We start from the raw sequence: 23,661 nt of genomic DNA, 5'->3' as shown, positions 1-23,661 counted from the left end.
CTATCTGACTCGATAAAAAAGGCGTATTCTATACGCCTTTTTTATTGCTGGAGTATTCGAATGGCAGCGCGTGACATTATTGTTCTACACGAAAATTCAGAATGGGTGGTCCCGTTACATGAAGCATTTGCCGCTCGCGGTGCTCAGGCGCAGGAGTGGTTTTTGGATGAGGGCATTGTGCCATTTTCTGAAATTCCGGCAGATGCGGTGTATTACAACCGCATGAGTGCGTCATCGCACACCCGTGGGCACCGTTTCGCGCCGGAGTTGACGCGTATGGTATTGACCTGGCTCGAGTCGCACCAGCGGACGGTCGTGAATGGAACCCGTGCGCTGGCGCTTGAAGTCTGCAAGTTATCTCAATATGCGGCGTTGCAACGCGCCGGTATTCGAACGCCGAAAACACATGCTGTCGTTGGTCAGAGTAAGCTAATTGAAGCGGCAATAGCTTTCGCCCAGTGGCCGCTGATCGTCAAACCTAACCGCGGAGGTAAGGGGCTTGGCGTGCAACGTTTTGATTCACTCGAGCAACTGCGCAGCCACTTTAGCGAAAACGATATCGCTGAGCCACTCGATGGTATTTGGCTGTTGCAAGAATATATCCAACCAATGCAGAACCACATCACGCGCAGTGAATTTGTCGGCCAGCAGTTTATTTACGCCGTTAATGTGAACACCGACGATGGCTTTGAGCTGTGTCCTGCAGATGTATGCAGCATCGAAGATGCCTTCTGCCCAACCGGTGAACAAGCACAAAAGCCGGAGAAATTCACGATAACAGAGGCTTATGACCAGCATCCCACGATTGCCAAATTAGAGCAATTTATGGCGATGAGTGGCGTCGACGTGGCGGGGATTGAATTTATCGAACTCGCAGACGGTGAGTTGTGTGTTTATGACGTCAACACCAACACTAATTACAACCAAGCAGCTGAACAGCGCGCACAAGTCTCGCAAACGGGTATGGGCGCCATTGCAGATTATTTGCTTAAACTCGCGCAGAACTGATCTAAATCGACGCTTTTGACCTATTTTTCAGGTATACTTTAGAATTCTTTGAACCACCTAAAAATGGAGTAGTAGTATGGTTTGGCGCATCGCGTTAGTGCTGAGTTTTGTCGTAAGCGTACTCGGTTGTAGTCCGCAAACAAAATCAACTAATTCACAGGCAGTGGCACAGCCGGTGCGAGTGGTCATGCCCGTTGTTAGCCAAACCCAACAGCTCACGCTATCAGGTATTGTGCGCGCGCGGACCGAAGTCGAGCTTGCTTTTGAAGTGCCCGGTCGAATCACTCAGCGCGAGGTACAAGCAGGTGCATTAGTCAGCGAGGGGCAGGCACTTTACCGTTTAGATTTGCGCGATTTGCAACAGCGCTTAACCGCTCAGCAGGCTAATCTCGCTGCCGCCGAGGCGGCGTTGGCAACAGCTGAGCAAGAATTGCAAAGGGTACAACAGCTGCGTGCCGACAGTCTGGTGAGTGAGAGTTTACTCGACCAAGCGCAACTGCAACAGCAACAAGCTGCACGCCAAGTTGATGCCAACCGAGCCCAACTACAACTTGCAGAAAAAGCACTAGCAGATGGTGTTTTAAGGGCGCCCGCTGCTGGGACCGTTTTAGAACTACGAGCGGAACAAAATCAAGTCGTGGCCAGTGGCCAACCCGTATTGCTGTTTGCCTATGCAGAGCAAACAGAGATTGAGGTATTACTCCCACCCCTAACCTTGCAACAACAAGGGCAAGCGGTGTTTCAACAAGGGCAGGTCATGCTTGCCGATGGGTCTCGAGTTGGCGCTCGATTGCGCGAACTCGATGGCGCAGTTTCGGCATCCGCACGAACGCTCAGAGCGCGCTATGCCTTAGATCAAAACCTTTCTATGCCGCTCCGCAGTGTCGTTAAAATAGAGTTTGCCGACGCAGCGGAAGCCTTATGGCAATTACCCCTATCAGCCATCGATGGCCGTTGTAGTGAGCAACAAGCGCAAGCCTGCGAGCAGATGCAAGTTTGGCAGGTGGTTGACAATCGTGCCGAGCCGCTGGCCATTTCGGTCGAACAAATAACCGGCGAATATGCGTTAGTGAGGGGTGCTTTATCTGCTGAGATGCAGATTATTGCTGCAGGAACGCATCTGCTGACACGCTCTCAAGCGGTGCGGGTGCTGCCACAATGAGTTTTCCAAATCTTTCAGCGCTAGCGGTAAGAGAGCGCTCTATTACCCTATTCTTCTTGATCTTGTCGGTGTTGGCCGGGATTTACGCGTTCTCATCTATGGGGCGTGCAGAAGATCCAGCATTCACTGTGCGAGCGATGACAGTACAGGCTATTTGGCCAGGTGCAACCACCGAAGAGCTTCAACATCATGTCGTCGATCGCCTAGAAAAACGCATTCAAGAAGTTGAATACTTTTATCGTATGGATACCACTATTCGGCCGGGTTTCGCCTCGATATTGGTTGAATTTCAAGAGTATTCTCCGGCGGATAAAGTTAATGAGTTATTTTACGAAGTGCGCAAACGCATGCGTGACGAAGAGCGATTGCTCCCAGAGGGAGTGATTGGCCCGATTGTTATTGATGACTTCAGTGATGTGTATTTCAGTTTAATCGCCGTCACGGGTAAAGCGACGCCTGGTGCACCCGGCGCAGCAATGCCTATGCGTGCCCTAACGCGCGAAACTGAGTTGATTCGGGACCGCTTGCAACGTGTCGAGGGAGTCCATAAAGCACTGATTCTAGGCGAGCGCGAGGAACAAGTTTACGTCGAGTTTGACCCTGCCGGACTGGTCAACTTGGGCCTTGATCCCGGCCAAGTCTTTGCGGCAATTCAGCAGCAAAATCAAGTCCTCCCCAGTGGTCGCATCGAAACCCAAGGACCGCGTGTTTATATTCGTTTCGATAGTCGTTTAAAGTCACCGCAAGAACTTGCGGAAGTTGCCGTTCCGACTGCGAATGGCGTGGTTCGTCTGGGCGATATTGCAATTATCAAGCGAGGTTATGAAGATCCACCGAGCTATCAAGTCCGCTCACGCGGAGAAGATGCGCTATTACTTGGCGTGGTGATGCAAAAAGGTTTCAATGGCCAAGTTTTAGGCGAGAACTTAGCGAATTTTCTTGCGGCAGAAAAGCAAGCTTTGCCACTGGGGGTTAACCTCGAGGTTTTAACCAATCAAAGTGACGCGATTAATAAAGCGGTTGGCTTGTTTCAAGTCAAATTCTTGATGGCGGTTGCGGTCGTTATGTTGGTCAGCGTGATAGCGATTGGTTTCCGGGCTGGCTTTATTGTTGGTTTAGCAGTGCCGCTCACGCTAGGTATCACCTTCTTGGTGATGCTGTTGATGGATATCAACCTCGACCGAATCACGCTTGGCGCGCTGATTCTGTCACTTGGACTATTGGTCGACGATGCCATTATTGCGGTCGAAATGATGTTGGTGAAAATCCACCAAGGCTGGAGTAGCGTCCGGGCTGCATCTCACGCTTGGACCGTCACTGCGGCGCCGATGCTGTTCGGGACGCTAGTGACCGTCGCGGGCTTTTTCCCGATTGGTTTTGCTAAATCTGGAGTGGGGGAATACGCCGGTAATATTTTCTGGGTCACGGGTATCGCCCTGATTGTCTCTTGGTTGGTTGCAGTTATTTTTGTGCCATATCTAGGGGTGCGGATGATTGGTGATGATAAACCCAGCCGTGGTAGTCATGGAGATGGCGATGAGGCCTATCAAAGCCCAATGTATCGCCGTTTACGCAGCACTATCGAATGGTGTGTCAAACATCGCAAGCGAGTGGTATTTGGCACGGTAGGTTTGCTCGTACTCAGTGGCGTCGGCATGGCTACTGTAGTGCAAAAACAGTTTTTCCCAAGCTCTGATCGCACCGAAGTGATTGTCAGTGTGTATCTGCCACAGGGGACTGCAATTCAGACCACCGATGCGGTGGCAACGCGCCTAGAGCAGTTTATCCAGAAGCAAGATAATGTCGCATCCCTCTCGAGTTACATTGGTGGCGGACCCCCGCGCTTTTTCATCAGCTCGAGCCCAGAGCCACTCGACCCTGCGTTTGCGAAAATCGTTGCGGTTGCTGAGACTCAAGCTGCGCGTGATGAACTGATGCAGGCAATTCAGCAGCAAGTCGACGATGGCGCCTATCCAGAAGCGCGGGTGCGCGTCTCCCGGCTACTCTATGGTCCACCTGTGAATTGGCCCATTACCTTCCGCGTGTTGGGGCCAGAGCAGGACCAGCTTCGCGCTATCGGACATCAATTGCGGGCGATTATGGAAGCCCATCCGAATACGCAAAATAGTCATTTGGAGTGGGATGAACGAACTCCTGTTTATCGGTTGCAAATTGACCCGCAAGCGTTGAGCTTACAAGGTCTCAATCCAAGCCAGTTAGCACAGCAGCTGCAACTGTTACTTGAAGGCGCGCCCGTGAGCGGGCTGTATGAAGGGATTCGTACTCCGACAGTTACGGTGCGTAGCCGCGAAGGTGGCGTTGCGTTGACGCCGGAGCGCTTCGCCAGCCTTGAAGTGTTAAATAACCGCGGCGAGAAGGTGCCATTAGCACAGCTCGGAAGCTTGGAAGTGGCATATGAAGAGGCGGTGATTCGACGCTATAACCGCGAGAATTACGTTAACTTATTTGCCGACATCAAAGGGGCTCAACCTAATACAGTAACCGCAGAGCTATGGCAGCAGTTCGAAGCGATTCGGGCTGAATTGCCAGCGGGCTATCACTTAGAAATCGGCGGCTCAGTTGAACAGTCGACCAAAGGTGAAGGCTCACTGCAGAAGCTGCAGCCGGTTATGGTTGCTCTGATGCTTATTTTTATCATGCTACAAATGCGTTCGTTCAGCGGTACCTTTATGGTTTTTGCTACCGCGCCGTTGGGGTTAATCGGGGCGGTGCTGGCGCTACTGGTATTTAACCAGCCGTTTGGGTTTGTCGCCTTGCTTGGCCTGACTGGCTTGGCTGGCATCTTGATGCGGAACACCTTGATTCTGACGCAGCAGGTAAGCGATAACTTCGAGACTGGAATGGCCGCCTTTACTGCGGTCGTTGAGGCTGCGGTGCAGCGTGCGCGGCCGGTTATTTTGACCGCCATCGCTGCCATGCTGGCGTTTGTACCATTAACCCAAGACAGCTTTTGGGGGCCACTTGCATATGTGTTAATCGGCGGGGTCGGCGTCGGAACCGTGATTACCTTGCTCTTCGTCCCTGCGCTCTATGCCATGTGGTATCGCATTCGTTAGCGTTAAACTTTGGTGAGCCAGCCGTGCCGGTCGGGGCTTTGACCCCACTGCACGGCATTGAGTGCGGAGCGTAAGCGCTCGGTGGTTGGTCCTAATTGTCCCGTACCCACCTGAATCTCGCAGCCTTTATAGAGCAAGGTACCAACTGGAGTAAGTACTGCGGCGGTCCCAGATAGGGCCGCTTCACAGTGTGGTTTAGCTGCTCTTTCGATGAGTTCTTCGACGCTTAATTCCCGTTCACTCACGCTCATGCCTAAATCAGCAGCAAGCGTCAGAATCGAATCGCGCGTGATCCCATGCAGAAAACTGCTGTCGAGTGACCGAGTAATCACCTCGTTGCCATCGATGAGTAAAAAATTGGCGGCACCGGTTTCTTGTACATCACCACCGGGGCAAAACAGTACTTGGTCTGCCTTATGCTCGCGTTGAGCTTGTAAAATATGGGGTAGGGCACTGGCATAATTACCGCCGCCTTTGATAATTCCCATATGTGCAGCGCAGCGCATATTTTCAGTCTCGAGTAAGAGCCGCAGTGGTTTTGCACCGCCTGCAAAATAATCTCCAACCGGCGACAGTAAGACATACAAGAGTGACTCACTGGTCGGTGCAGCCGCTTTACCGATCGTCGCCTCGGTACCGATATGGGTGGGGCGGATATACATAGAGCCAGGCGGTTCAGGCACCTTATCTAGATACTGTTTCAGCAAATCGATTATCATCTGTTCGAGCAACTGCGCGTCAGGCTCAGGCATGCCAAGTAAACGACTACTTTGTTGCATGCGCGCAATATTGGCGGGCAGCCGAAAAATATGGACACTTCCATCTTGGTGGCGAAACGCTTTTAACCCTTCAAAACAAGTGCTGGCATAGTGCAATACATGGGCACCAGGATGCAGTTGAAGTGTATTTAGAGGCACTATAGTCGGTCGCGTCCACAGTCCATTTTGGTAATGACTCTGTGCCATAGTAGGCATGAATTCAGTCCCAAATGCCGCCATCTAACTATCCTTATCGCTTGCTGAAAAGGTAGCCAAGTTTATCGTGGATGTTGGCAGACCGCAAAAGCTCGGCTTTTTTGTTTTTACAAATTGCTATGCCATACTTAAGAAGACATTCACGCAAGGAGATGAACCATGGCAAATGTAGGTGGTGTTGATCGCGTTTTACGAATCATTATTGGCATTGCGGTAATTGCCGCCAGCTTGTACGTTGGCGACAATAATTTGTGGTGGATTTTAGGGGCAGTGATCTTAGCAACAGGAGTGTTTCGCTTCTGTGGCTTGTACAAATTGATTGGCGTCAATACGTGTAAAGTATCCTAACTTCCCTCACTTGGTCCTGAGGCAGTCGTTAAAACTCTGCTGCATCGTAGCGTTGCGGTGACTTGCGATCGCAGCTGATTAGGGGAACAATACAAAGCAGAACAACATCAAAGGAGCTTCCCATGATCGAATTAAAACGCGTTGCCTTAGCGGTTTCGCTCGCACTTTTTGCGAGCGCCTGCTCAGAGCAAGCACAACAAGCTACCCCTACAAATTCCGCGACTGAAAGCGTCACTGCAACCGTCGATAGCGCAACTCAGCAAACTGAATCAGAAAAGGCGAATCAACTTTTCGAAGACATTTTCATGGAAAATGTCATGCGCAGCCCAATGTACCAATCCTACCTTGGCATCAAGCAAGACCAGGATAAATGGGATGACATGTCTGAGGCTGCAGCACAAGAAGAACTCGCCTTACAAAAAGAGCAGTTAGCGCGCGTTATGGCGATTAATCCAGAGCTACTCGATGACCAGACTAAGCTGAGTTGGACCTTGATGAAGCAGGGCCTTGAAGAAAATATCGAAGACTTCAAGTGGCGTCATTATAACTACCCAGTGAACCAGATGTTCGGCATGCATTCGAGCGTCGCGTCACTTTTGATCAATCAGCACCGGATTAACGATGTCGCTGATGCAGAGGCCTATATCGCTCGTTTGAATGGCCTGCCTGAGTTATTTGAGCAGCTGAATGAAAACCTTAAACTGCGGGCCGAGAAGGGCATCATTGCACCGCAGTTCGTGTATCCATATGTCATCAGCGATAGCCGCAATATTATCTCGGGTGCGCCATTTGATGACGGTGAACCCAGTACTTTGTGGGCGGATTTTACTGGCAAAGTAAGCAACCTTGATATCGATGATAGCCAGTCAGAGGCGCTCTTAACCGCAGCTGAGACGGCGATGCTAGAGTCAGTTAAACCGGCTTATGAAGACCTCATTGGCACCGTTGAAGAAATTGCGGCGCTTGCTAATACCGATGACGGTGCGTGGAAATTCCCTGATGGTGAAGCCTTTTATAATAATGCGCTGAAACGCACCACCACGACCGATCTTACCGCGGCTGAAATTCATCAGATTGGGCTAGATGAAGTCGCTCGAATCCATGATGAAATGCGCGAAATCATGAACAAAGTCGGCTTTGACGGGACCTTGCAAGAATTCTTCGTCTATATGCGTAATAACGAAGACTTCATTTATCCGGCTACGGATGTGGGGCGTCAGCGTTATATGGATGAAGCGACCGCATTAATCGATAACATGCGTGAGCGTTTAGACGAGCTCTTTATTACCAAACCAAAAGCAGACTTGGTGGTGAAGCGGGTTGAACCTTTCCGCGAAAAGTCAGCAGGTAAGGCCTTCTATCAACAACCTTCGATGGATGGCACGCGCCCAGGAACCTACTACGCCAACTTATACGATATGGCCTCAATGCCGACTTACCAAATGGAAGCTTTGGCGTATCATGAAGGTATTCCAGGGCACCATATGCAGATCGCGATCTCACAAGAGCTGGAAGGAATTCCAACCTTCCGTAAATTTGGTCGCTATACGGCGTATACCGAAGGTTGGGGACTTTACAGTGAGCTTGTGCCAAAAGAGATTGGCTTGTATCAAGACCCATACTCAGATTTTGGTCGCTTAGCGATGGAACTTTGGCGCGCCTGTCGTTTGGTCGTTGATACTGGGATTCATGCGATGAAATGGACCCGTGAAGAAGGCATTGAGTATTATGTTGAGAATACTCCGAATGCACGCGCAGACGCAGTGAAAATGGTTGAGCGCCATATCGTTATGCCAAGCCAAGCGACCGCTTACAAGATTGGTATGATTAAGATTCTCGAGTTGCGCGAGAAAGCTAAGCAAGCGCTCGGTGAGAGCTTCGATATTCGCGAGTTCCACGATGTCGTGCTTGCCAATGGCCCCGTACCGTTGAATATTCTCGAGCAGTTTATCGATGAATATATCGCTGCTGTGAAAGCACGTTAATTTATGGGCTGACAAATAAGAGTTCTCTCACAGTTGTGAGAGAACTCTTTCTAGCGTTTCTTTGATATCAACACTTAGTTTATGAGTCGCGATATCATCAGCTCGGGTCACACCTAAGTTAAGAAGTATCAGAGGTTTATTTAATTGATACGCCTGCCGAGCAAAACGGAACCCGGAAAAAACCGTTAATGACGAGCCGATCACCAACAACCCAGCACTTTCGGCGATAAGTGTTTGGGCCCGCTCAACACGTGCTCGCGGCACATTGTCGCCAAAGTAAACGACGTCTGGCTTGAGAATCCCATCGCAGTGCTGGCAACTGGGCACCTCAAAATCACTAAAATCTCCCTCTAATCTGGCATCGCCATCTGGGCCTACTTCAGGGTTGAGGGCGGCATAGTGAGGATTCAAAGCAAGGCATTGTTGATGCATTTCTAACCGAGGCGAAAGCGTGTCACATGACATGCAGCGCATGGTATTGGCATCCCCATGTAAGTCAATGACGTCAATAGCACCCGCGCGCTGATGCAGTTGATCAACATTTTGGGTGATAATCGTTCCAATCAACCCGCGCTGTTGCAGTTGCGCTAAAACTTGGTGGCTGAGATTGGGCTTGGCATGATAAAGCCGAGGCCAGCCATGCAGACTCCGTGCCCAATAGCGCTGGCGCGTTTTGTGGCTTTGCATAAACTGTTGATGTTGGACCGGTGGCGGGTTTTGCCACACCCCATTATGATCACGATAAGCCGGAATGCCTGAATCAGTGCTGATGCCGGCGCCCGTCAACACGGTTATTGGAGTGCTAGCGGTCAATAATTTAGCGAGAATTTGTGCAGCTTGTTCGGGTGTTTCACTATTCATTATATGATTCTACCAAGACTTTTATCAGATCCACTACGTGAACGGAGAGAAATTCGATGCATCACATCGTTAAGCCCGGCATTTATCAACACTACAAAGGTCCTGAGTATCAAGTACTGGATATCGTGACACACTCGGAAACAGAAGAGCAGTTGGTACTATATCGCCCACTATATGGTGAGGGGAAACTCTGGGTACGTCCGTTAGCTATGTTTATAGAAAAGGTGAGCGTGGCAGGGCAAAGCGTGCCACGCTTTAAATACTTGCGAGAGGCCGTCTGAAAACTATTGTTTGGTACCGATTATCCGGTTGCCATTAATCGTGATGATCATGTGCTCCCCCTCAAATTCAAGAGTGACTTCATCGGTATAGGTCAGCCCCAGTATTCCTTCACCTTTTTCTGCGAGCAGCTCTTCGTTCATAAACAAGCGGCCATCTACTTCCTGCAACACCATCTTGTGTGCATCCGTCATCATGTGTTGTTTGAGTTGCTCGGGGTCAAATAGATAACTTCCTAGAAAGGCTTGATATTGTTCTGGTTTCGCCAGTATGCCATGGTCAGGGATGGCGTAATCTAAATCGTTAATCAACATAAAAATACCGGCCATCATCGGCAGAATAGGGGTATTGCCCCAGTTCGAAGTAATCGCGATAAAATCATCAGATTCTGGAGCTCGAATTAACACGCTTTTGGTGCCGTAACCGCTCCCAGAGGCGAACATAAGAGTTTGCGCTCCGAATGGCTTTAGGGTCCAGCCATAACTTGCGGCATCCCCGCCTTCGATATCAAATTGAGGTTCCAGCATCAATTGCAGGGTGTCTTTCGCTAACAGCTCGTTATTTTCGAGTGCAAGTACGAAGCGATATAGATCCCCTACCGTCGAATAAAGACCACCGCCGGCGTTCTCACCTAGATGTTTGGCCCGTTGGGCGCTGGCTATACCATTGGTGGTCATGCGATAAGGTGTGGCCTGATTTTTTACGACCTTGAGCCCTTCATAGACTCCAGTATTCGCTAGGTTTAATGGCGCAATAATATGATGCTGAATATAACTTGCATAGGACTGCCCAGAGGCGACCTCGATTAAGCGGCCGAGTAGGGTAATCCCCGCATTTGAGTACTCATAACGAGCACCTGGGGTAAATAATAATTCCTGTTGATTGATGAGCTGCGTGACTTGTTGCTCAAGTGTAAGCTCATCATGCCACTGCACCCCAGACTCGCGTGGTAAGCCGCTTGAGTGCGTCAGTAAGTGATGAATAGTCACCTCATCTTTCCAGCTCGCACTAAGCTCAGGAAGGTAGCTGCCAATACTTTGCTCAAGGTTAATCTTTCCGGCATCCACAAGCTGTAACACCGCTGCTGCAGTAAACACCTTAGAAATCGAATTAATCGAAAAGCGATAATCGACTTGGTTAGGGATCGCGAAGCTACGATCAGCGAGACCATAACTTTTTTCGAGCAGTGGTTGCCCGCCTTTGACTACTTTAATTGTCCCCGAAAAACCATACACCTCAGCATAAGCTTGGGCGAGGGTGTCCAGTCGTTGCTGATAGTTTGTTGACTGCTCATCTGCTTTCACAGTCGAAGTGAGAGGCGCCAGTAACAGCAGCGCCATAATCATCATCCGAGTCATCTTTCATCCTACATTAATCGTTTGTGCAAAGATGACAGGGAGTGTACCTTACACTTTATCTTTATGCGAAGATAAAGTGTAAGGGGATATAACAGCCTTAAAAAGTCCCAACCAACGAAACCGTTGCATTGAGCGGAGCACCAACAGTCGCCTGATGCGTCGCGTGAGCGTTCGGGAAATAAAGCTCATCGGTCAGGTTCTCAATGTTCAACTGCAGGCGCAGGGTGTCAGAAATCTGATAAAACGCTGATGCATCGATACGGGTGTAACTTGGTAACACTGCGGTATTACCGTTATCGATAAAGCTCTCATCTTGATAGGTTGCACCCAATGCCACGCCAAAGTCATGGCTAAACTGATAGGTGTTCCAGATCGAGAAGGTTTGCTCTGGCACTTCACGCGGTACCCGACCGGTTGGGCCGGTGCGGCTCATGATTTCACCATCGAGATTGCTATAGTTTACTGTCAGGTGCCAGTCACGGGTTACTTCGCCTTTAAATTGCAGTTCGAAACCACTGATATCCGAATCGATAACATCCAATGTTGCTGGGTCGTTATCGGCAACTTGCGGTGAGCTTTGCTCATTCTCGAAAATTGCGGCAGTAAAGCTTACCCGTGGTGCAAAGTCCCACTTAATACCAATCTCACGATTGCTGTAAGTATCTGGATCGAGTTGGTCATTGTTGCCATTGATGTCAGCGTACTGCTCGCCGCTGCGCGGTAAAAATGAACGGCTGTAACTTGCATAAAGCGAGATGTTTTCCATTGGCTTGTAGATGATACCCGCCCGTGGCGATACCTCATTATCAGTCCGACTGCGCGTTTCTAATACTGCCGGATCGGCGTTAAACACTTCGATATCAAACTGATCAAAACGTGCACCTAGAACAAGGTCGAGGTGCTCTGACAACGCAATTTCATCTTGCACATATAGCGAGAAGACTTCTAAGTTAACCCGGGTATCATCATTAAAGTCACTATAGCTATAGGTGAAGTTCTGACCATTTGCATTCACACCGGCATAGCCATTGACACTAATCGGACGCTGCACAGTGAAGGTCTCACGGTCCGAGCCGTTGGTGCTAAATACTGGGTTAAAACGACTTTGGTCTGAGTCAGTTGAAATAAATTCTGTACCGATAATTAAGGTGTGACCAATCGAACCGGTTTCAAATTGTCCGACGAGATTACCTGAGAGAATCAAGTTATCGCGAACCGTGTAATCGATATAACCATCGAGTTCGACAATCTGAGTTTCAGGATCATAACCACTGGCATAAAGGTTCGCGTAGACTTTGTCATAGTCACCATAAAAGGCGCTAAAGTTACCTTTTAGATTGTCGCTAAACTGGTGGGTTGCAGCTGCACGAAAGAGGTGCGCTTCAAGATCGCTGTAATTGTCTTGTGGATCGGCAAAGACGATATCTTCGAACGCTTCAACTGGTCGACCGTCGGCTCCGGTCGGAATTCCACGATCGATAAAGCGGTGGTGATTGACGTACTCATACGACAGATCAAGCGTGGTGTTGTCGCTTAACTCAAACCGTGCCGTTGGGTTGAAACCGTAGCGCTCACCGTCGAAAAAGTCGCGGTGATTATCCAAGCTTTCGTACATCAAGTTGATCCGCACTGCTGAGTCGTAGTCCGTGGTGACATTGGTATCAATCGCGGTATATAAACCACCAAAAGAGTTAAACGATACGGTGTAGTCGGTGAACTCACCACCGATGTCGGCCTTCTTCGAAACTCGATTCAAAATACCACCGGTGCCGCCGCGTCCAAACAGGAGGGCGTTCGGGCCACGCAAAATTTCAACCTGCTCAACGTTATACAGGGGGCGGTAGTACTGCACGTCATCGCGATTGCCATCAAGATAAAAGTCAGCGGTAGAGCGGATGCCACGGAACACGATTGAGTCACGATGACCTTCACCCTGACTGGTGTTCACCCCTGGGGTGTAATTAATAATCTCGCCGACACTGCGAATGCCGCGCTCAGAAATCTCTTCTGCCGTCATAATGGTTAAGCTTTGCGGCACATCAATAATTGGCGTTGGAGTCTTGATTGAATTCGACTCACTGACCGACAAATATTTGCCTTTCACTTCGATGCGCTCAACTTCTTCAGTGTCCTGCGCTAGTGCGGTTTGGCTCATTAAAATGGCCGAGGCAATCAATGAAAGTCGAAATTTCACGTGCAGATCTCCAATTAAATTAATCAAAAAGACGTCATTACTTTATGAGTGGCGGTGATGTTAATGCGAATCATTCTTAATTGCAATAAGCAATATGAAATTTACTCACTTTACGGCGGATAGTTTCTGTAAACTGGCGAATATTGCGTATAATGCGCAGCAAAGACTCACTCTGAGGTGATATGGAAGAGCGCACATCAGTTCGATTAAATAAATTCATCAGCGAGAGCGGGGCCTGTTCGCGCCGCCAAGCCGATCGATTTATAGAGCAAGGGCAAGTCACCATCAATGGCAGGCGGGCAGAGGTCGGCGCGCAAGTTGTGGCGGGCGATGAGGTGCGTTTGCAAGGGCGTCTTATTGCGCCACAAAATAAAGAAGAGTTTGTGTTTATCGTCTTGAATAAGCCCGTCGGCGTGGTTTGCACGACCGACCCTGCTGAGCGCAACAACATCACTGATTTCGTCGGTCATAAGCAACGGATCTTTCCCATCGGTCGACTCGATAAAGACTCCCAAGGTCTGATTTTTCTTACTAGCAATGGCGATTTGGTCAACAAAATCCTGCGTGCTGGAAATAAGCACGAAAAGGAATATGTCGTCACCGTCGACCGGCCAGTGACACCAGACTTCATTCAAGGCATGGCGAGTGGTGTACCGATTCTTGGCACGCGGTCCAAGCGCTGTAAGGTTCATGCGTTCGGTAGCCATGCCTTTAAAATTATCTTAGTTGAAGGGATGAACCGCCAAATCCGCCGAATGTGCGAATACTTTGGCTACAGGGTGCGTAAGCTTGAACGGACACGCATTATGCATGTCCGGTTGGGGGCGCTACAACTTGGTCAATGGCGTAATCTTAATAAGGAAGAGCTCCAAACCTTAATGAAGTCTATCGAACACTCGAGCGGTCTCGCCCCAGAGGGGCATCGCAGTCGCCGTAAAAAGGGGCCTCCAGCCAACCAGCCGCGTGCTAAGCAGGGCGGATTGGGGAGGCGTTAAGGTTGGATCGTTGGACTGCGGAATCGGTCTCATAAGACGAGAATTTAACTAACAAGGTGTCTGGGGTTTGTTGACCACTAAAGTGGGCACAACCAGCACCACAGTTTAAAATTTGATTTTGTTACGTACTAATAGCACCGAAATATAAAATAATGTAAAGCCATCGCTAGCGTGATTTATAAATTAGGGCTTGATTCACCTAACTAGGCGCTGGCTATGCTTACGCATACCTTCAAAAATTGGCTCTGAAATAAATGTAGGAAATGAATGCGGTAACTTGGCCGCAACTTCCTCAATAACCTGCTCAGTTCGGGCCGCCATGTCATCCAGTATCTTGTTCATCGTTTCACCACTAAAGCCAACTTCGTTCGCAGTTGCCAAAAAATGCCGGCGGCTGATCATTCGGCATTCATATTTTCTGCCCCTACTCCCTTTCAGTGACATTGCCAGCTTCAAATCCTTTTCGTGTAAGCTTTTCTTATTAACTGTGGGGAACGCTGATAAAATATCGTAGAGAGGAGTGAGCCGATACTGGTCTCCTTTATCAATAAAAATGGAAAAGTTTTTTGCGTGACCGTCCGTAGCGCCTAGAATCCAAAACAAGACTTGTGTGCGCATCAAAATTTCCCGATCATGAATAGGATATTGTGCACCAACTAGTTCTTTCATGATCCGCGATATTGCAGGCCCTCCATCTACCTCGTATTTTCTTGCGGGAGATGCGCCTGTCACTTGACAAAAGTCTTCTTGGGGTAGGCGCATAATCCATGATCTGTCAGATGCAAATTTCCTGTCAAAACGCTCTACAGAGAGCGCTTTGACGCCATCGGGTGTAATGATGTCGCACTCTGCAGTATCAAACCCATAAGCCTTCGCAATTTTCAGACATAAATACTCATTTTCAACACTATGTGTCATATCGATGACGCGATCATGTGAACGTATTTCGCCAATAGGTAGCTTAATAATATGCGTGGTAGGGGTTGCTCCGTGCGGCAAACACCACTGCCCATTATGAAACAGTAAGGCCGTTTTTTCTTGGGCACCGGCAAGCGAAATACGAAAGTCGGCTTCAGCGTCTAACATGCCCAGTGGTGTATTCGACTGATAGCCCTTTAAAATTTTTGCTACATTGTCTTCGCTTAGTGGCGTTGCATCGATAGTGTGCACATTTGGTGTTTTAGAACCGTGTGGAACAAGCTGAATAGCGCCGACGCAATCTCGACCAATTTGCGACAAAATATCGAATGGATCGGTAGAGTTAGCATTAAAGCGAGCTACAATACGCTCACGAATTTCGCGAGAGTCAGGGATGAGATTGTCAAAGTAGTTATAGACTTCAAGGCCTTTGTATTTCGTGGTGCTAAGAGGCAATGAAAGTGATAGACTGCGTCGCCCCGGCGACTCGAGCCAATCCTTGTCGTAGATAAATGTGCTGGCACCGCTGCGTGTGCGAGTGTATTCGCCCGTTTTTATGCCGTTCATGTAAACATCAAGCGTATCCATGTATTACCACTCTTCAGTCCATTGGTTTTGCTGGTCATTCGACGCGTGATCGCGAGTAGTAACGCCTATTTGTAAATTAAGCGCTGCTAGAATTTTAAAGAAAGTTTCTAACTTGCATGACTCCGGTTTGTTTTCAAAATCGGAAATGGTTGCGACACGAATACCCACAAGTTTAGCAATCTCGGCTTGAGTGATGCCATGCTTTTTGCGGTGTTCTTTTATGAACGTACTGAGCTGTTGGGGTCGTGTGATATTCATGCTGCAACAAACCTAAATTTACGCCAGAGAGTATATTTAAATAGTATACGCTATATCGTAAAATACGCAAATTTTCGGCGTAGCGTAACAAGTCGAATTGTAAAACTCCTTTGTTTTAGTTTAAAAGAAATTCTACGAGTGAGCTGTATTATTTTACGGGGTAGTTACAGAAAATCTGGTGGAATCACAATTTTCGAAAATCCCCGATAGACCCGCAGGTTTAAAAAAATATAAATTTATGTACTATTAGTAATGACATGAATAAAAATATAAACTAACCTATAGTTTGAAATGGTTAATAGGTTAGTACCATGAGTGCGAATAAATCATCAAAATTAAACCGCCTACTTAGCAGCCAACCATCGGGCGTGGTGCTCTGCTCATCTTGGCTTGTTGAACATGGCTATAGCCTCGACTTGCAGCAACGCTATAAAAAGAGCCAGTGGTTTGAAAGTATAGGTGCAGGTGCATTAATACGCTATGGCGACCAAGTCGATTATCTAGGTGGTGTATACGCCATGCAAACCCAGCTCGAGCTATCGCTTCATCCTGGAGGAAAAACCGCACTGGGGTTGCAAGGGAAGGCGCATTATTTAGAGCTTTCCCCAAAGCACGCGCAGCTATTTGGCGCCCAAGGCGAACACGTGCCGCTGTGGTTTAAAAAACAAGATTGGAGCGTTAACGTCAAGTGTACGCTTTCTAACTTTTTGCCACCCGAAGTTGGTTTAACCGAACTATCGTACAAGCAGTTTACGGTCAAAGTATCGAACCCTGCGCGCGCTATCATGGAGTGCTTGTATCTAGCGCCAAAATCACAATCGCTACTGGAAGTGTATGAGCTCATGGAGGGCCTGAATAACTTGCGACCTGCTTCCGTGCAACAGCTCTTAGAGGTCTGCAGCTCAATAAAAGTGAAACGCTTATTTCTTTATATGGCCGATAAAGCGAATCACGACTGGGTGCAATATCTTGATTTAAACAGAGTAAACCTAGGCTCGGGCAAGCGTGCGATAGTATCCAACGGTGTTTACATCACGAAATATCAAATAACCGTACCAAAGGAACTGGAGTCAATGGAATGAATGAATCCTATAAAAAGCAGGTGAAGCTGCTTCTCGATGTGTTACCCGAAATCGCTAAAGAAGAATGCTTTGCTATGCATGGTGGTACAGCTATAAATTTGTTTCTGCAGAATATGCCAAGACTGTCTGTGGATATTGATTTAACTTACGCAGGGTTAGAAGCGCGCGCACAAGCGCTTGCCGAGATAAATGCTGCGTTACTGAGAATAAAAGATCGTGTTGATAAGTTGCGAGCAACGATTAGAGTTCAGCACAAGCCGAATGTGTGCAAGCTTCAAATAAGTGAACAGGGCGTTCAAATTAAAGTTGAAGTAAACATGGTTGGGCGCGGCTTGCTTGCCCCAGCGAAAAAGTTACCGCTTTGTTCTGCAGCACAAGAAAAATACAACGTGTTTTGTGCGATGCCGGTAGTGCCGGTGGGGCAACTATACGGTGGGAAGATCTGCGCAGCTTTGGATAGACAGCATCCTCGCGATCTTTTTGACACAAAATTGTTGTTAGAAAAGATCGGTTTTATTGACGAAATAAAGCATGGTTTTCTATTTGCTCTCATGAGTGGTAATCGGCCTACACATGAAATGCTTGCCCCGAATTTGCTCGATCAGAGAGCTGCTTTTGAAAGCCAGTTTGAAGGCATGAGTAATATCGCATTTAGTTATGCTGATTTTGCGGCAACACGAGACACGCTTATCGACATCATACGTCGCAGTTTGACCGAGGCGGATAAGCAATTTCTGCTGAATTTCAATAAATTAGAGCCAGATTGGTCGGTTTATGATTATCAACACTTCCCGTCGGTTAAATGGAAATTGTTGAATTTGGCTAACTTTAAAAAGGAGAGCCCGGCCGATTATCAGCGACAGTTGGATAATCTTGCTATATTACTCGCGAATTGAAAATTCTACTCATAACTACTCCGACTTTTCGGGGGGATTACATTGGGACTTTTGATTTATCGGCACTATAAGGACAAGAGGGTGCGCTGCAAGTCAGTAAAAATGGCGCACCCGGCAGGAGTCGAACCTGCGGCCTCTGCCTCCGGAGGGCAGTCATGGGTTCGGTGGTAAATCGTTAAAGCTAGGCGTGGTGAGGGCTTAAACGGTGTTGTGACTTTTTGTTGGGCGTCGAAATCGACACTTTTGAGACCGTTTAATGACAAAATTGGTCACAGGAAACCGAAGTAGAAATTTCAATTTTTGACCTTTGCCTCGCGACAAAAAATTCTGAACCTCGGGAAAAACCTGAGTTTTTAGGTGGAAAAAATTCCACCATTTTGATTTTGTTTTAGGCCAGAAGGAACAGGAAATATTTAGTAGGGTGACAGTTTTCTTGAATCCCCGGTAGGCTTTTGGGTTTGAAATTTCATAAAAATTAGCACCATTAGTACTGACATGATTGAAAATATAAACTAATCTGTAGTTTGAAATGATTAACAGGTTAGTACCATGAGTACGGATATATCATCAAAATTAAACCGGCTGCTGAGCTCCCAGCCATCGGGCGTCGTGCTCTGCTCTTCTTGGCTTGTTGAAAATGGCTACAGCCTCGACTTGCAGCAGCGCTATAAAAAAAGCCAGTGGTTTGAGAGCATCGGGGCTGGTGCATTAATACGCTATGGCGACCACGTGGATTACCTCGGCGGGGTGTACGCCATGCAAACTCAGCTCGGCTTATCGTTACATCCTGGCGGAAAGACTGCCCTAGGGTTGCAAGGCAAGGCGCATTATTTAGAGCTTTCCCCAAAGCACGTGCAGCTATTTGGCGCTCATGGCGAGCATGTGCCTTTGTGGTTTAAAAAACAAGACTGGAGCGTTAACGTCAAGTACACGTTATCCAACTTTCTGCCGCCCGAAATCGGTATAACCGAAATACCGCATAAACAGTTCACGGTTAAAGTATCAGAGCCAGCGCGAGCCATCATGGAGTGTCTGTATCTTGCACCCAAGTCACAATCGTTACTGGAAGCTTATGAGCTCATGGAGGGCCTCAATAACTTGCGGCCCACCTCCGTGCAAAAGTTGTTAGAAGCCTGTAACTCAATAAAAGTGAAACGCTTATTTCTTTATCTGGCCGAGAAAGCAAATCACGACTGGATGCAATATCTTGATTTAAGCAGTGTAAACCTAGGCTCGGGTAAGCGTGCGATAGTAGCCAACGGTGTTTACATCCCGAAATACCAAATCACTGTACCAAAGGAACTGGAATCAATGGAATGAACGAAGCTTATAAAAGACAGGTAAAGCTGCTACTCGATGTGTTGCCGGAAATCGCGAAAGAGGATTGCTTTGCAATGCATGGCGGTACCGCTATCAATTTATTCTTGCAGGACATGCCAAGGCTTTCTGTAGATATTGACTTAACATATGTTGGGTTAGAAGTGCGCGCGGAAGCACTCGCAGTAATCAATGCTGCGCTACTGCGAATAAAAGATCGAGTTGATAAGTTGCGAGCAACGATAAGGGTTCAGCACAAGCCGAATGTGTGTAAGCTTCAAATGAGTGAGCACGGCATTCAAATAAAAGTCGAAGTGAACATGGTTGGGTGTGGCTTACTTGGCCCTGCAAAAAAGCTACCACTTTGTTCAGCTGCACAAGAGCAATACAACGTGTTCTGTGCGATGCCGGTGGTGCCATTGGGTCAGCTTTACGGTGGGAAAATCTGCGCCGCGCTGGATAGACAGCATCCGCGAGACCTTTTCGACACAAAACTATTGTTGGAAAACATAGGGTTTATCGATGAAATCAAACGGGGCTTCATGTTCGCACTGATTAGTAGCAATCGACCAACACATGAAATGCTTGCCCCTAACTTATTTGACCAAAGGGCAGCTTTCGAGAACCAGTTTGAAGGCATGAGTAATGTTGTATTTAGTTATACTGATTTTGAAACAACACGACTCAAGCTGATAGAGACTGTACGTCGGAGTTTGAACGAGGCGGATAAGCAATTTCTGCTTAGTTTTAACGGCTTAGAACCGGACTGGTCTGTTTATAATTATCATCAATTTCCATCGGTAAAATGGAAGTTGATGAATTTGGCGAAGTTTAAAAAGGAGAGCGCTGAGGCCTATCAACTGCAGTTAGAACAGCTTGCCGCCTTGTTAAAGAGTTGAGCATTCTATTTATAATTACTCCGATTTTTCGGGGGGATTACAAAATGATCACTTATCTTTTTACAGTCAGTAAAAAGGAGTTTAGCATTGCCGCTGCTTTTGTTGCTGCATCTGGGCTTCCCCCTGAAATTGCAATTCCCGCTGCATTTTTTGCCGTCATTCAAATGATTACTTCACCTATTGTCGCTAAACTTCTCGCTCGCGACATGACCAAAATAAACGATTGAAAACGATAGGTGTATCTTCGCCATTAGTAATGATGGCTCGGGGGTATTTGAATGGAAGTTGGATCTTTCGACCCAACTTCCAAAACAGCAAGATTACGAATGAGACGATCTTATTCTGAGTCTGCTTATCAGCAGGTAAAGCGCCGGCAGAACAACCAGCGTCAACAATGTCGACGAAACAATTCCGCCAATGACAACCGTTGCTAAAGGCCGTTGAACCTCAGCGCCCGTGCCTGTGTTAAACGCCATTGGGATGAACCCAAAGCTCGCCACTAGTGCCGTCATAAGCACAGGCCTCAATCGTTGACGAGCACCCTCGTACACAGCCTCAATGATAGCTTTGCCCTCATCTCGTAACTGTTGAATGAACGATAACATCACCACACCGTTTAACACGGCAACTCCAGACAACGCAATAAATCCAACAGCCGCAGAGATTGACAGAGGCATACCGCGTAATGAGAGAGCCAAAATACCGCCTGTGAGCGCGAGCGGCACACCGGTGAATATAATTAAGGCATTTGTCAGTGAGTTGAATGCGCTGTACAACAGTCCAAAGATAAGTAATAACGTCAACGGTACCACGATTGCTAAACGCTGAGACGCTGATTGAAGTTGCTCAAACGTGCCGCCATAATCGATCCAATATCCAGTTGGTAGTGATATATCGCTTTGTAACTGTTGCCGAATGTCCTCAACAAATGACCCCAAATCACGATCGACAACATTGGCGCTTACAATGACATTGCGTTTACCACTTTCCCGGTTGATCTGATTGGGCCCAACCGTCAGTTCAACGTCTGCGATTTCCCCCAATGGGACGTACTGAAGCTCCGGGTTGCTCGCTTGGGGCACGGTAACAGGCAGCTGCCTTAACGCTTCGATATCTGTGCGCCAAGATTCATCCAGACGAACCATCAACCGAAACCGTTTATCTCCTTCATAAATTGTTCCGGCAACTAAACCGCCGACAGCGCTTTGAACTGCACGTTGAACGTCCTGAACGGATAATCCAAGTAGCGCGAGATGATCACGTTGCGGTGTCACTGACAATGTTGGTAAGCCGGTCATTTGTTCTGCTCGAACATCTGCCGCACCGTCAACGCCAGCAATGATCTCTACAGCCTCATCACCGAGCGCTTTCAACTGGTCGAGGTCGTCACCGTAGATACGCACAGCGACATCTGCACGAACACCCGCGATCAGCTCATTAAACCGCATCTCGATGGGTTGCGTGAACTCATATTTGTTACCGGGTATTTGCTCGACAGCTTCCCTCAACTCAGCAACAAACTCATCTTTTGTTTTTTCTGCATCCGCCCATTCACTCTTTGGCTTCAGAATAACAAACGTATCTGCAACACTCGGGGGCATGGGATCAGTCGCAACATCGGGGGTTCCGATTTTTGAAAATACCCGTTTTACTTCGTCGAATTCAGCAATCACTTCCTCAAGTTGCAATTGCATATCGACCGATTGTTGGAGGCCCGTACCGGGAATACGCAATGCGTGCAGCGCTAAGTCGCCTTCATCCAATTGTGGCAGGAATTCTGTTCCCATTTTCGAGGCTTGATAGATTGATCCCATAAACAGACTCAAACCGACCAAGACAATCACAATGGGTCGTTTCAGAGACGTATTCAAAAGCGGCTCATAAAGTCGTCTAGCCCCGCGCATAAGACGATTTTCACCATGTGAAACTTTGCCTTTCACGAAAATCGCAAGCGCGGCTGGTACAAACGTCATAGAAAAAATAAGCGCACCCAGCAATGCAAACACAACGGTGAATGCCATAGGATGAAACATTTTTCCCTCAACGCCACTAAGTGCAAATATTGGTAAGTAAACCAACATAATGATCAACACACCAAATACCGCAGGATTAAACACTTCACGTGTGCTCTCAAACACTTCCTGTAAGCGCTCTTTGGTCGTCAATAAACGCCCTAGCCTTTGTTGTGCTGATCCGAGCCGACGTAAGGCATTTTCGACAACAATGACGGCGCCATCGACGATAATGCCGAAATCTATTGCACCTAGACTCATTAAGTTACCGGACACACGATTAGCCGCCATACCCGTGATAGCGAATAACATGCTCAATGGAATAACCAGTGCCGTAATGAGTGCAGCTTTGACATTTCCAAGCAAAAGAAACAGCACCACAATAACAAGAACTGCTCCTTCGAACAGGTTCTTTTCGACGGTCGCAATGGTTTTCTCAACCAGAGTTGTACGATTATAAACGGACTCGACCGTTACACCATCGGGTAAGCTGAGCTGCACCTCCTCCAGACGCTTAGCAACCGCTTCAGACACAATACGACTGTTCTCGCCAATCAACATCATTGCGGTCCCAAGCACCACCTCCTCACCGTCAGCCGTAGCAGCTCCTGTTCGTAGCTCTTCACCAAACGACACATCCGCAACATCTTTCACCCTCACTGGTGCGTCATCACGTTTGGTAACAACCACATTACGAATATCCACTAAGGATTGTAGTTGACCGGGAGAGCGAACTAGCCATTGTTCGCCGTTACGCTCAATATAGCCCGCACCAGCGTTGGTATTGTTGAGCTGCAATGCTCGAAAAACATCGTCTACCGAGATTTTATAAGCGAGCAACTTTCCGGGGTGCGGAGAGACTTGGTACTCGCGCTCATAGCCACCAACAGTATTGATTTCGGTCACACCCGGAACTTTGACCAATTGAGGACGGATTACCCAGTCTTGCAAGGTACGAAGCGATTCTGCTGTGTAGGGTTGACCATTCTCATCTCGCGCATCAGCATCGGCGCTGACGATGTATGTAAAGATCTCACCTAAACCGCTCGCTATTGGTCCAAGCGCTGGCTCAACATCGACAGGCAGTTCACCTCTGACCATCTGCAAACGTTCGCTGATTTGTTGGCGAGCCCAATAAATATCAGTTCCCTCCTCAAACACCACGGTTACTTGCGATAAACCGTACCGAGAAATTGATCGTGTGTAGTCAAGGTCTGGTATACCCGCCATCGCATTCTCAACCAGATAAGTAATACGCTGCTCTGTTTCTAGCGGAGAATAGCCGGAGGCTTCTGTGTTGATTTGCACCTGCACATTGGTAATATCCGGTACCGCATCAATGGGCAGTTTAAGCGCACTAAATACGCCAACACCTGCTATCAATATAGTTGCCGCCATGATCAACCATCGACGTTGAACGGCGAAACGAATCAGTAAATCAATCATAAGT

At 48.0% G+C, this 23,661-nt stretch carries 19 protein-coding genes; 12 read left to right on the top strand and 7 right to left on the bottom strand.

The window, feature by feature from the left end:
• The first annotated feature begins 60 nt into the window (after positions 1-60).
• The 3 genes from CWI83_RS08250 (at position 61) to CWI83_RS08240 (ending at position 5,247) form a co-directional block, all read left to right on the top strand.
• Positions 61-1,008, top strand: coding sequence for an ATP-grasp domain-containing protein (locus CWI83_RS08250; RefSeq protein WP_126827988.1), 948 nt, complete (start codon positions 61-63; stop codon positions 1,006-1,008).
• A 76-nt stretch (positions 1,009-1,084) separates the two neighbouring features.
• A complete protein-coding gene (locus tag CWI83_RS08245) occupies positions 1,085-2,170 on the top strand; it encodes an efflux RND transporter periplasmic adaptor subunit (protein WP_126827986.1) in 1,086 nt (361 codons plus the stop codon).
• Complete coding sequence (locus CWI83_RS08240; protein WP_126827984.1) at positions 2,167-5,247, top strand: efflux RND transporter permease subunit; 3,081 nt, start codon at positions 2,167-2,169, stop codon at positions 5,245-5,247. The genes CWI83_RS08245 and CWI83_RS08240 overlap by 4 nt, the downstream gene beginning before the upstream one ends.
• Before the next feature lie 2 nt (positions 5,248-5,249).
• On the opposite strand, the gene CWI83_RS08235 is transcribed toward CWI83_RS08240, so the two are convergent.
• Entirely contained in the window at positions 5,250-6,245 is a 996-nt protein-coding gene (locus CWI83_RS08235; protein WP_126827982.1) for a branched-chain amino acid aminotransferase, read from the bottom strand.
• 135 nt (positions 6,246-6,380) lie between these two features.
• Between CWI83_RS08235 and CWI83_RS08230 the strand changes: the two genes are divergently transcribed.
• Together CWI83_RS08230 and CWI83_RS08225 are read left to right on the top strand one after the other, a co-directional pair.
• On the top strand, positions 6,381-6,569 hold the full coding sequence (locus CWI83_RS08230; protein WP_126827980.1) for a YgaP family membrane protein: 189 nt from the start codon (positions 6,381-6,383) through the stop codon (positions 6,567-6,569).
• Positions 6,570-6,691: 122 nt separating this feature from the next.
• A complete protein-coding gene (locus CWI83_RS08225) occupies positions 6,692-8,554 on the top strand; it encodes a DUF885 domain-containing protein (protein WP_126827978.1) in 1,863 nt (620 codons plus the stop codon).
• A gap of 27 nt (positions 8,555-8,581) precedes the next feature.
• Here the strand turns inward: CWI83_RS08225 and CWI83_RS08220 are convergent, their stop codons facing one another.
• Positions 8,582-9,415 (bottom strand): NAD-dependent protein deacetylase, encoded by an 834-nt coding sequence (locus tag CWI83_RS08220; RefSeq protein ID WP_126827976.1) that lies wholly within the window; start codon positions 9,413-9,415, stop codon positions 8,582-8,584.
• A gap of 56 nt (positions 9,416-9,471) precedes the next feature.
• Here CWI83_RS08220 and CWI83_RS08215 point away from each other — a divergent pair, with 56 nt between their 5' ends.
• Positions 9,472-9,696: a DUF1653 domain-containing protein gene (locus CWI83_RS08215; protein ID WP_126827974.1), complete on the top strand. Its 225-nt coding sequence runs from the start codon at positions 9,472-9,474 to the stop codon at positions 9,694-9,696.
• 3 nt (positions 9,697-9,699) lie between these two features.
• Here CWI83_RS08215 and CWI83_RS08210 read toward each other — a convergent pair whose 3' ends face one another.
• Both CWI83_RS08210 and CWI83_RS08205 read right to left on the bottom strand, forming a co-directional pair.
• On the bottom strand, positions 9,700-11,052 hold the full coding sequence (locus tag CWI83_RS08210; RefSeq protein WP_126827972.1) for a serine hydrolase domain-containing protein: 1,353 nt from the start codon (positions 11,050-11,052) through the stop codon (positions 9,700-9,702).
• Between the two features lie 97 nt (positions 11,053-11,149).
• Positions 11,150-13,246: a TonB-dependent receptor gene (locus CWI83_RS08205; protein ID WP_126827971.1), complete on the bottom strand. Its 2,097-nt coding sequence runs from the start codon at positions 13,244-13,246 to the stop codon at positions 11,150-11,152.
• Positions 13,247-13,428: 182 nt separating this feature from the next.
• Between CWI83_RS08205 and rluF the strand changes: the two genes are divergently transcribed.
• Positions 13,429-14,241 carry a 23S rRNA pseudouridine(2604) synthase RluF gene (rluF, locus tag CWI83_RS08200; RefSeq protein WP_126827969.1) on the top strand — a complete coding sequence of 271 codons (813 nt, stop codon included), beginning with the start codon at positions 13,429-13,431 and terminating at the stop codon, positions 14,239-14,241.
• A 195-nt stretch (positions 14,242-14,436) separates the two neighbouring features.
• On the opposite strand, the gene CWI83_RS08195 is transcribed toward rluF, so the two are convergent.
• Complete coding sequence (locus tag CWI83_RS08195) at positions 14,437-15,747, bottom strand: type II toxin-antitoxin system HipA family toxin (RefSeq protein ID WP_126827967.1); 1,311 nt, start codon at positions 15,745-15,747, stop codon at positions 14,437-14,439.
• A 3-nt stretch (positions 15,748-15,750) separates the two neighbouring features.
• Positions 15,751-16,005, bottom strand: a complete 255-nt coding sequence (gene hipB / locus CWI83_RS08190; protein ID WP_126827965.1) for a type II toxin-antitoxin system antitoxin HipB — start codon at positions 16,003-16,005, stop codon at positions 15,751-15,753.
• A gap of 311 nt (positions 16,006-16,316) precedes the next feature.
• On the opposite strand from hipB, the gene CWI83_RS08185 reads away from it, so the two are divergent.
• The 5 genes from CWI83_RS08185 to CWI83_RS08165 all read left to right on the top strand — a co-directional run bounded on the left by CWI83_RS08185 (position 16,317) and on the right by CWI83_RS08165 (position 20,426).
• Positions 16,317-17,087 carry a type IV toxin-antitoxin system AbiEi family antitoxin gene (locus tag CWI83_RS08185; RefSeq protein WP_126827963.1) on the top strand — a complete coding sequence of 257 codons (771 nt, stop codon included), beginning with the start codon at positions 16,317-16,319 and terminating at the stop codon, positions 17,085-17,087.
• Positions 17,084-17,983: a nucleotidyl transferase AbiEii/AbiGii toxin family protein gene (locus CWI83_RS08180; RefSeq protein WP_126827961.1), complete on the top strand. Its 900-nt coding sequence runs from the start codon at positions 17,084-17,086 to the stop codon at positions 17,981-17,983. The genes CWI83_RS08185 and CWI83_RS08180 overlap by 4 nt, the downstream gene beginning before the upstream one ends.
• Before the next feature lie 549 nt (positions 17,984-18,532).
• Positions 18,533-19,303, top strand: coding sequence for a type IV toxin-antitoxin system AbiEi family antitoxin (locus CWI83_RS08175; protein WP_126827959.1), 771 nt, complete (start codon positions 18,533-18,535; stop codon positions 19,301-19,303).
• The gene (locus CWI83_RS08170; RefSeq protein ID WP_126827957.1) at positions 19,300-20,199 is read left to right on the top strand and encodes a nucleotidyl transferase AbiEii/AbiGii toxin family protein; all 900 of its coding nucleotides are present in this window, start codon (positions 19,300-19,302) and stop codon (positions 20,197-20,199) included. The genes CWI83_RS08175 and CWI83_RS08170 overlap by 4 nt, the downstream gene beginning before the upstream one ends.
• 44 nt (positions 20,200-20,243) lie before the next feature.
• Positions 20,244-20,426, top strand: a complete 183-nt coding sequence (locus CWI83_RS08165; RefSeq protein ID WP_198677274.1) for a hypothetical protein — start codon at positions 20,244-20,246, stop codon at positions 20,424-20,426.
• A gap of 93 nt (positions 20,427-20,519) precedes the next feature.
• Here the strand turns inward: CWI83_RS08165 and CWI83_RS08160 are convergent, their stop codons facing one another.
• Positions 20,520-23,657, bottom strand: coding sequence for an efflux RND transporter permease subunit (locus tag CWI83_RS08160; protein ID WP_126827955.1), 3,138 nt, complete (start codon positions 23,655-23,657; stop codon positions 20,520-20,522).
• Positions 23,658-23,661 lie beyond the last annotated feature (4 nt).

Origin of the sequence: Pseudidiomarina taiwanensis, from assembly GCF_003987435.1 — a bacterium.
GTDB lineage: Bacteria > Pseudomonadota > Gammaproteobacteria > Enterobacterales > Alteromonadaceae > Pseudidiomarina > Pseudidiomarina taiwanensis.
Note: the sequence above shows the minus strand (reverse complement) of the source record. Positions and strands in the feature narration are given on the sequence as shown.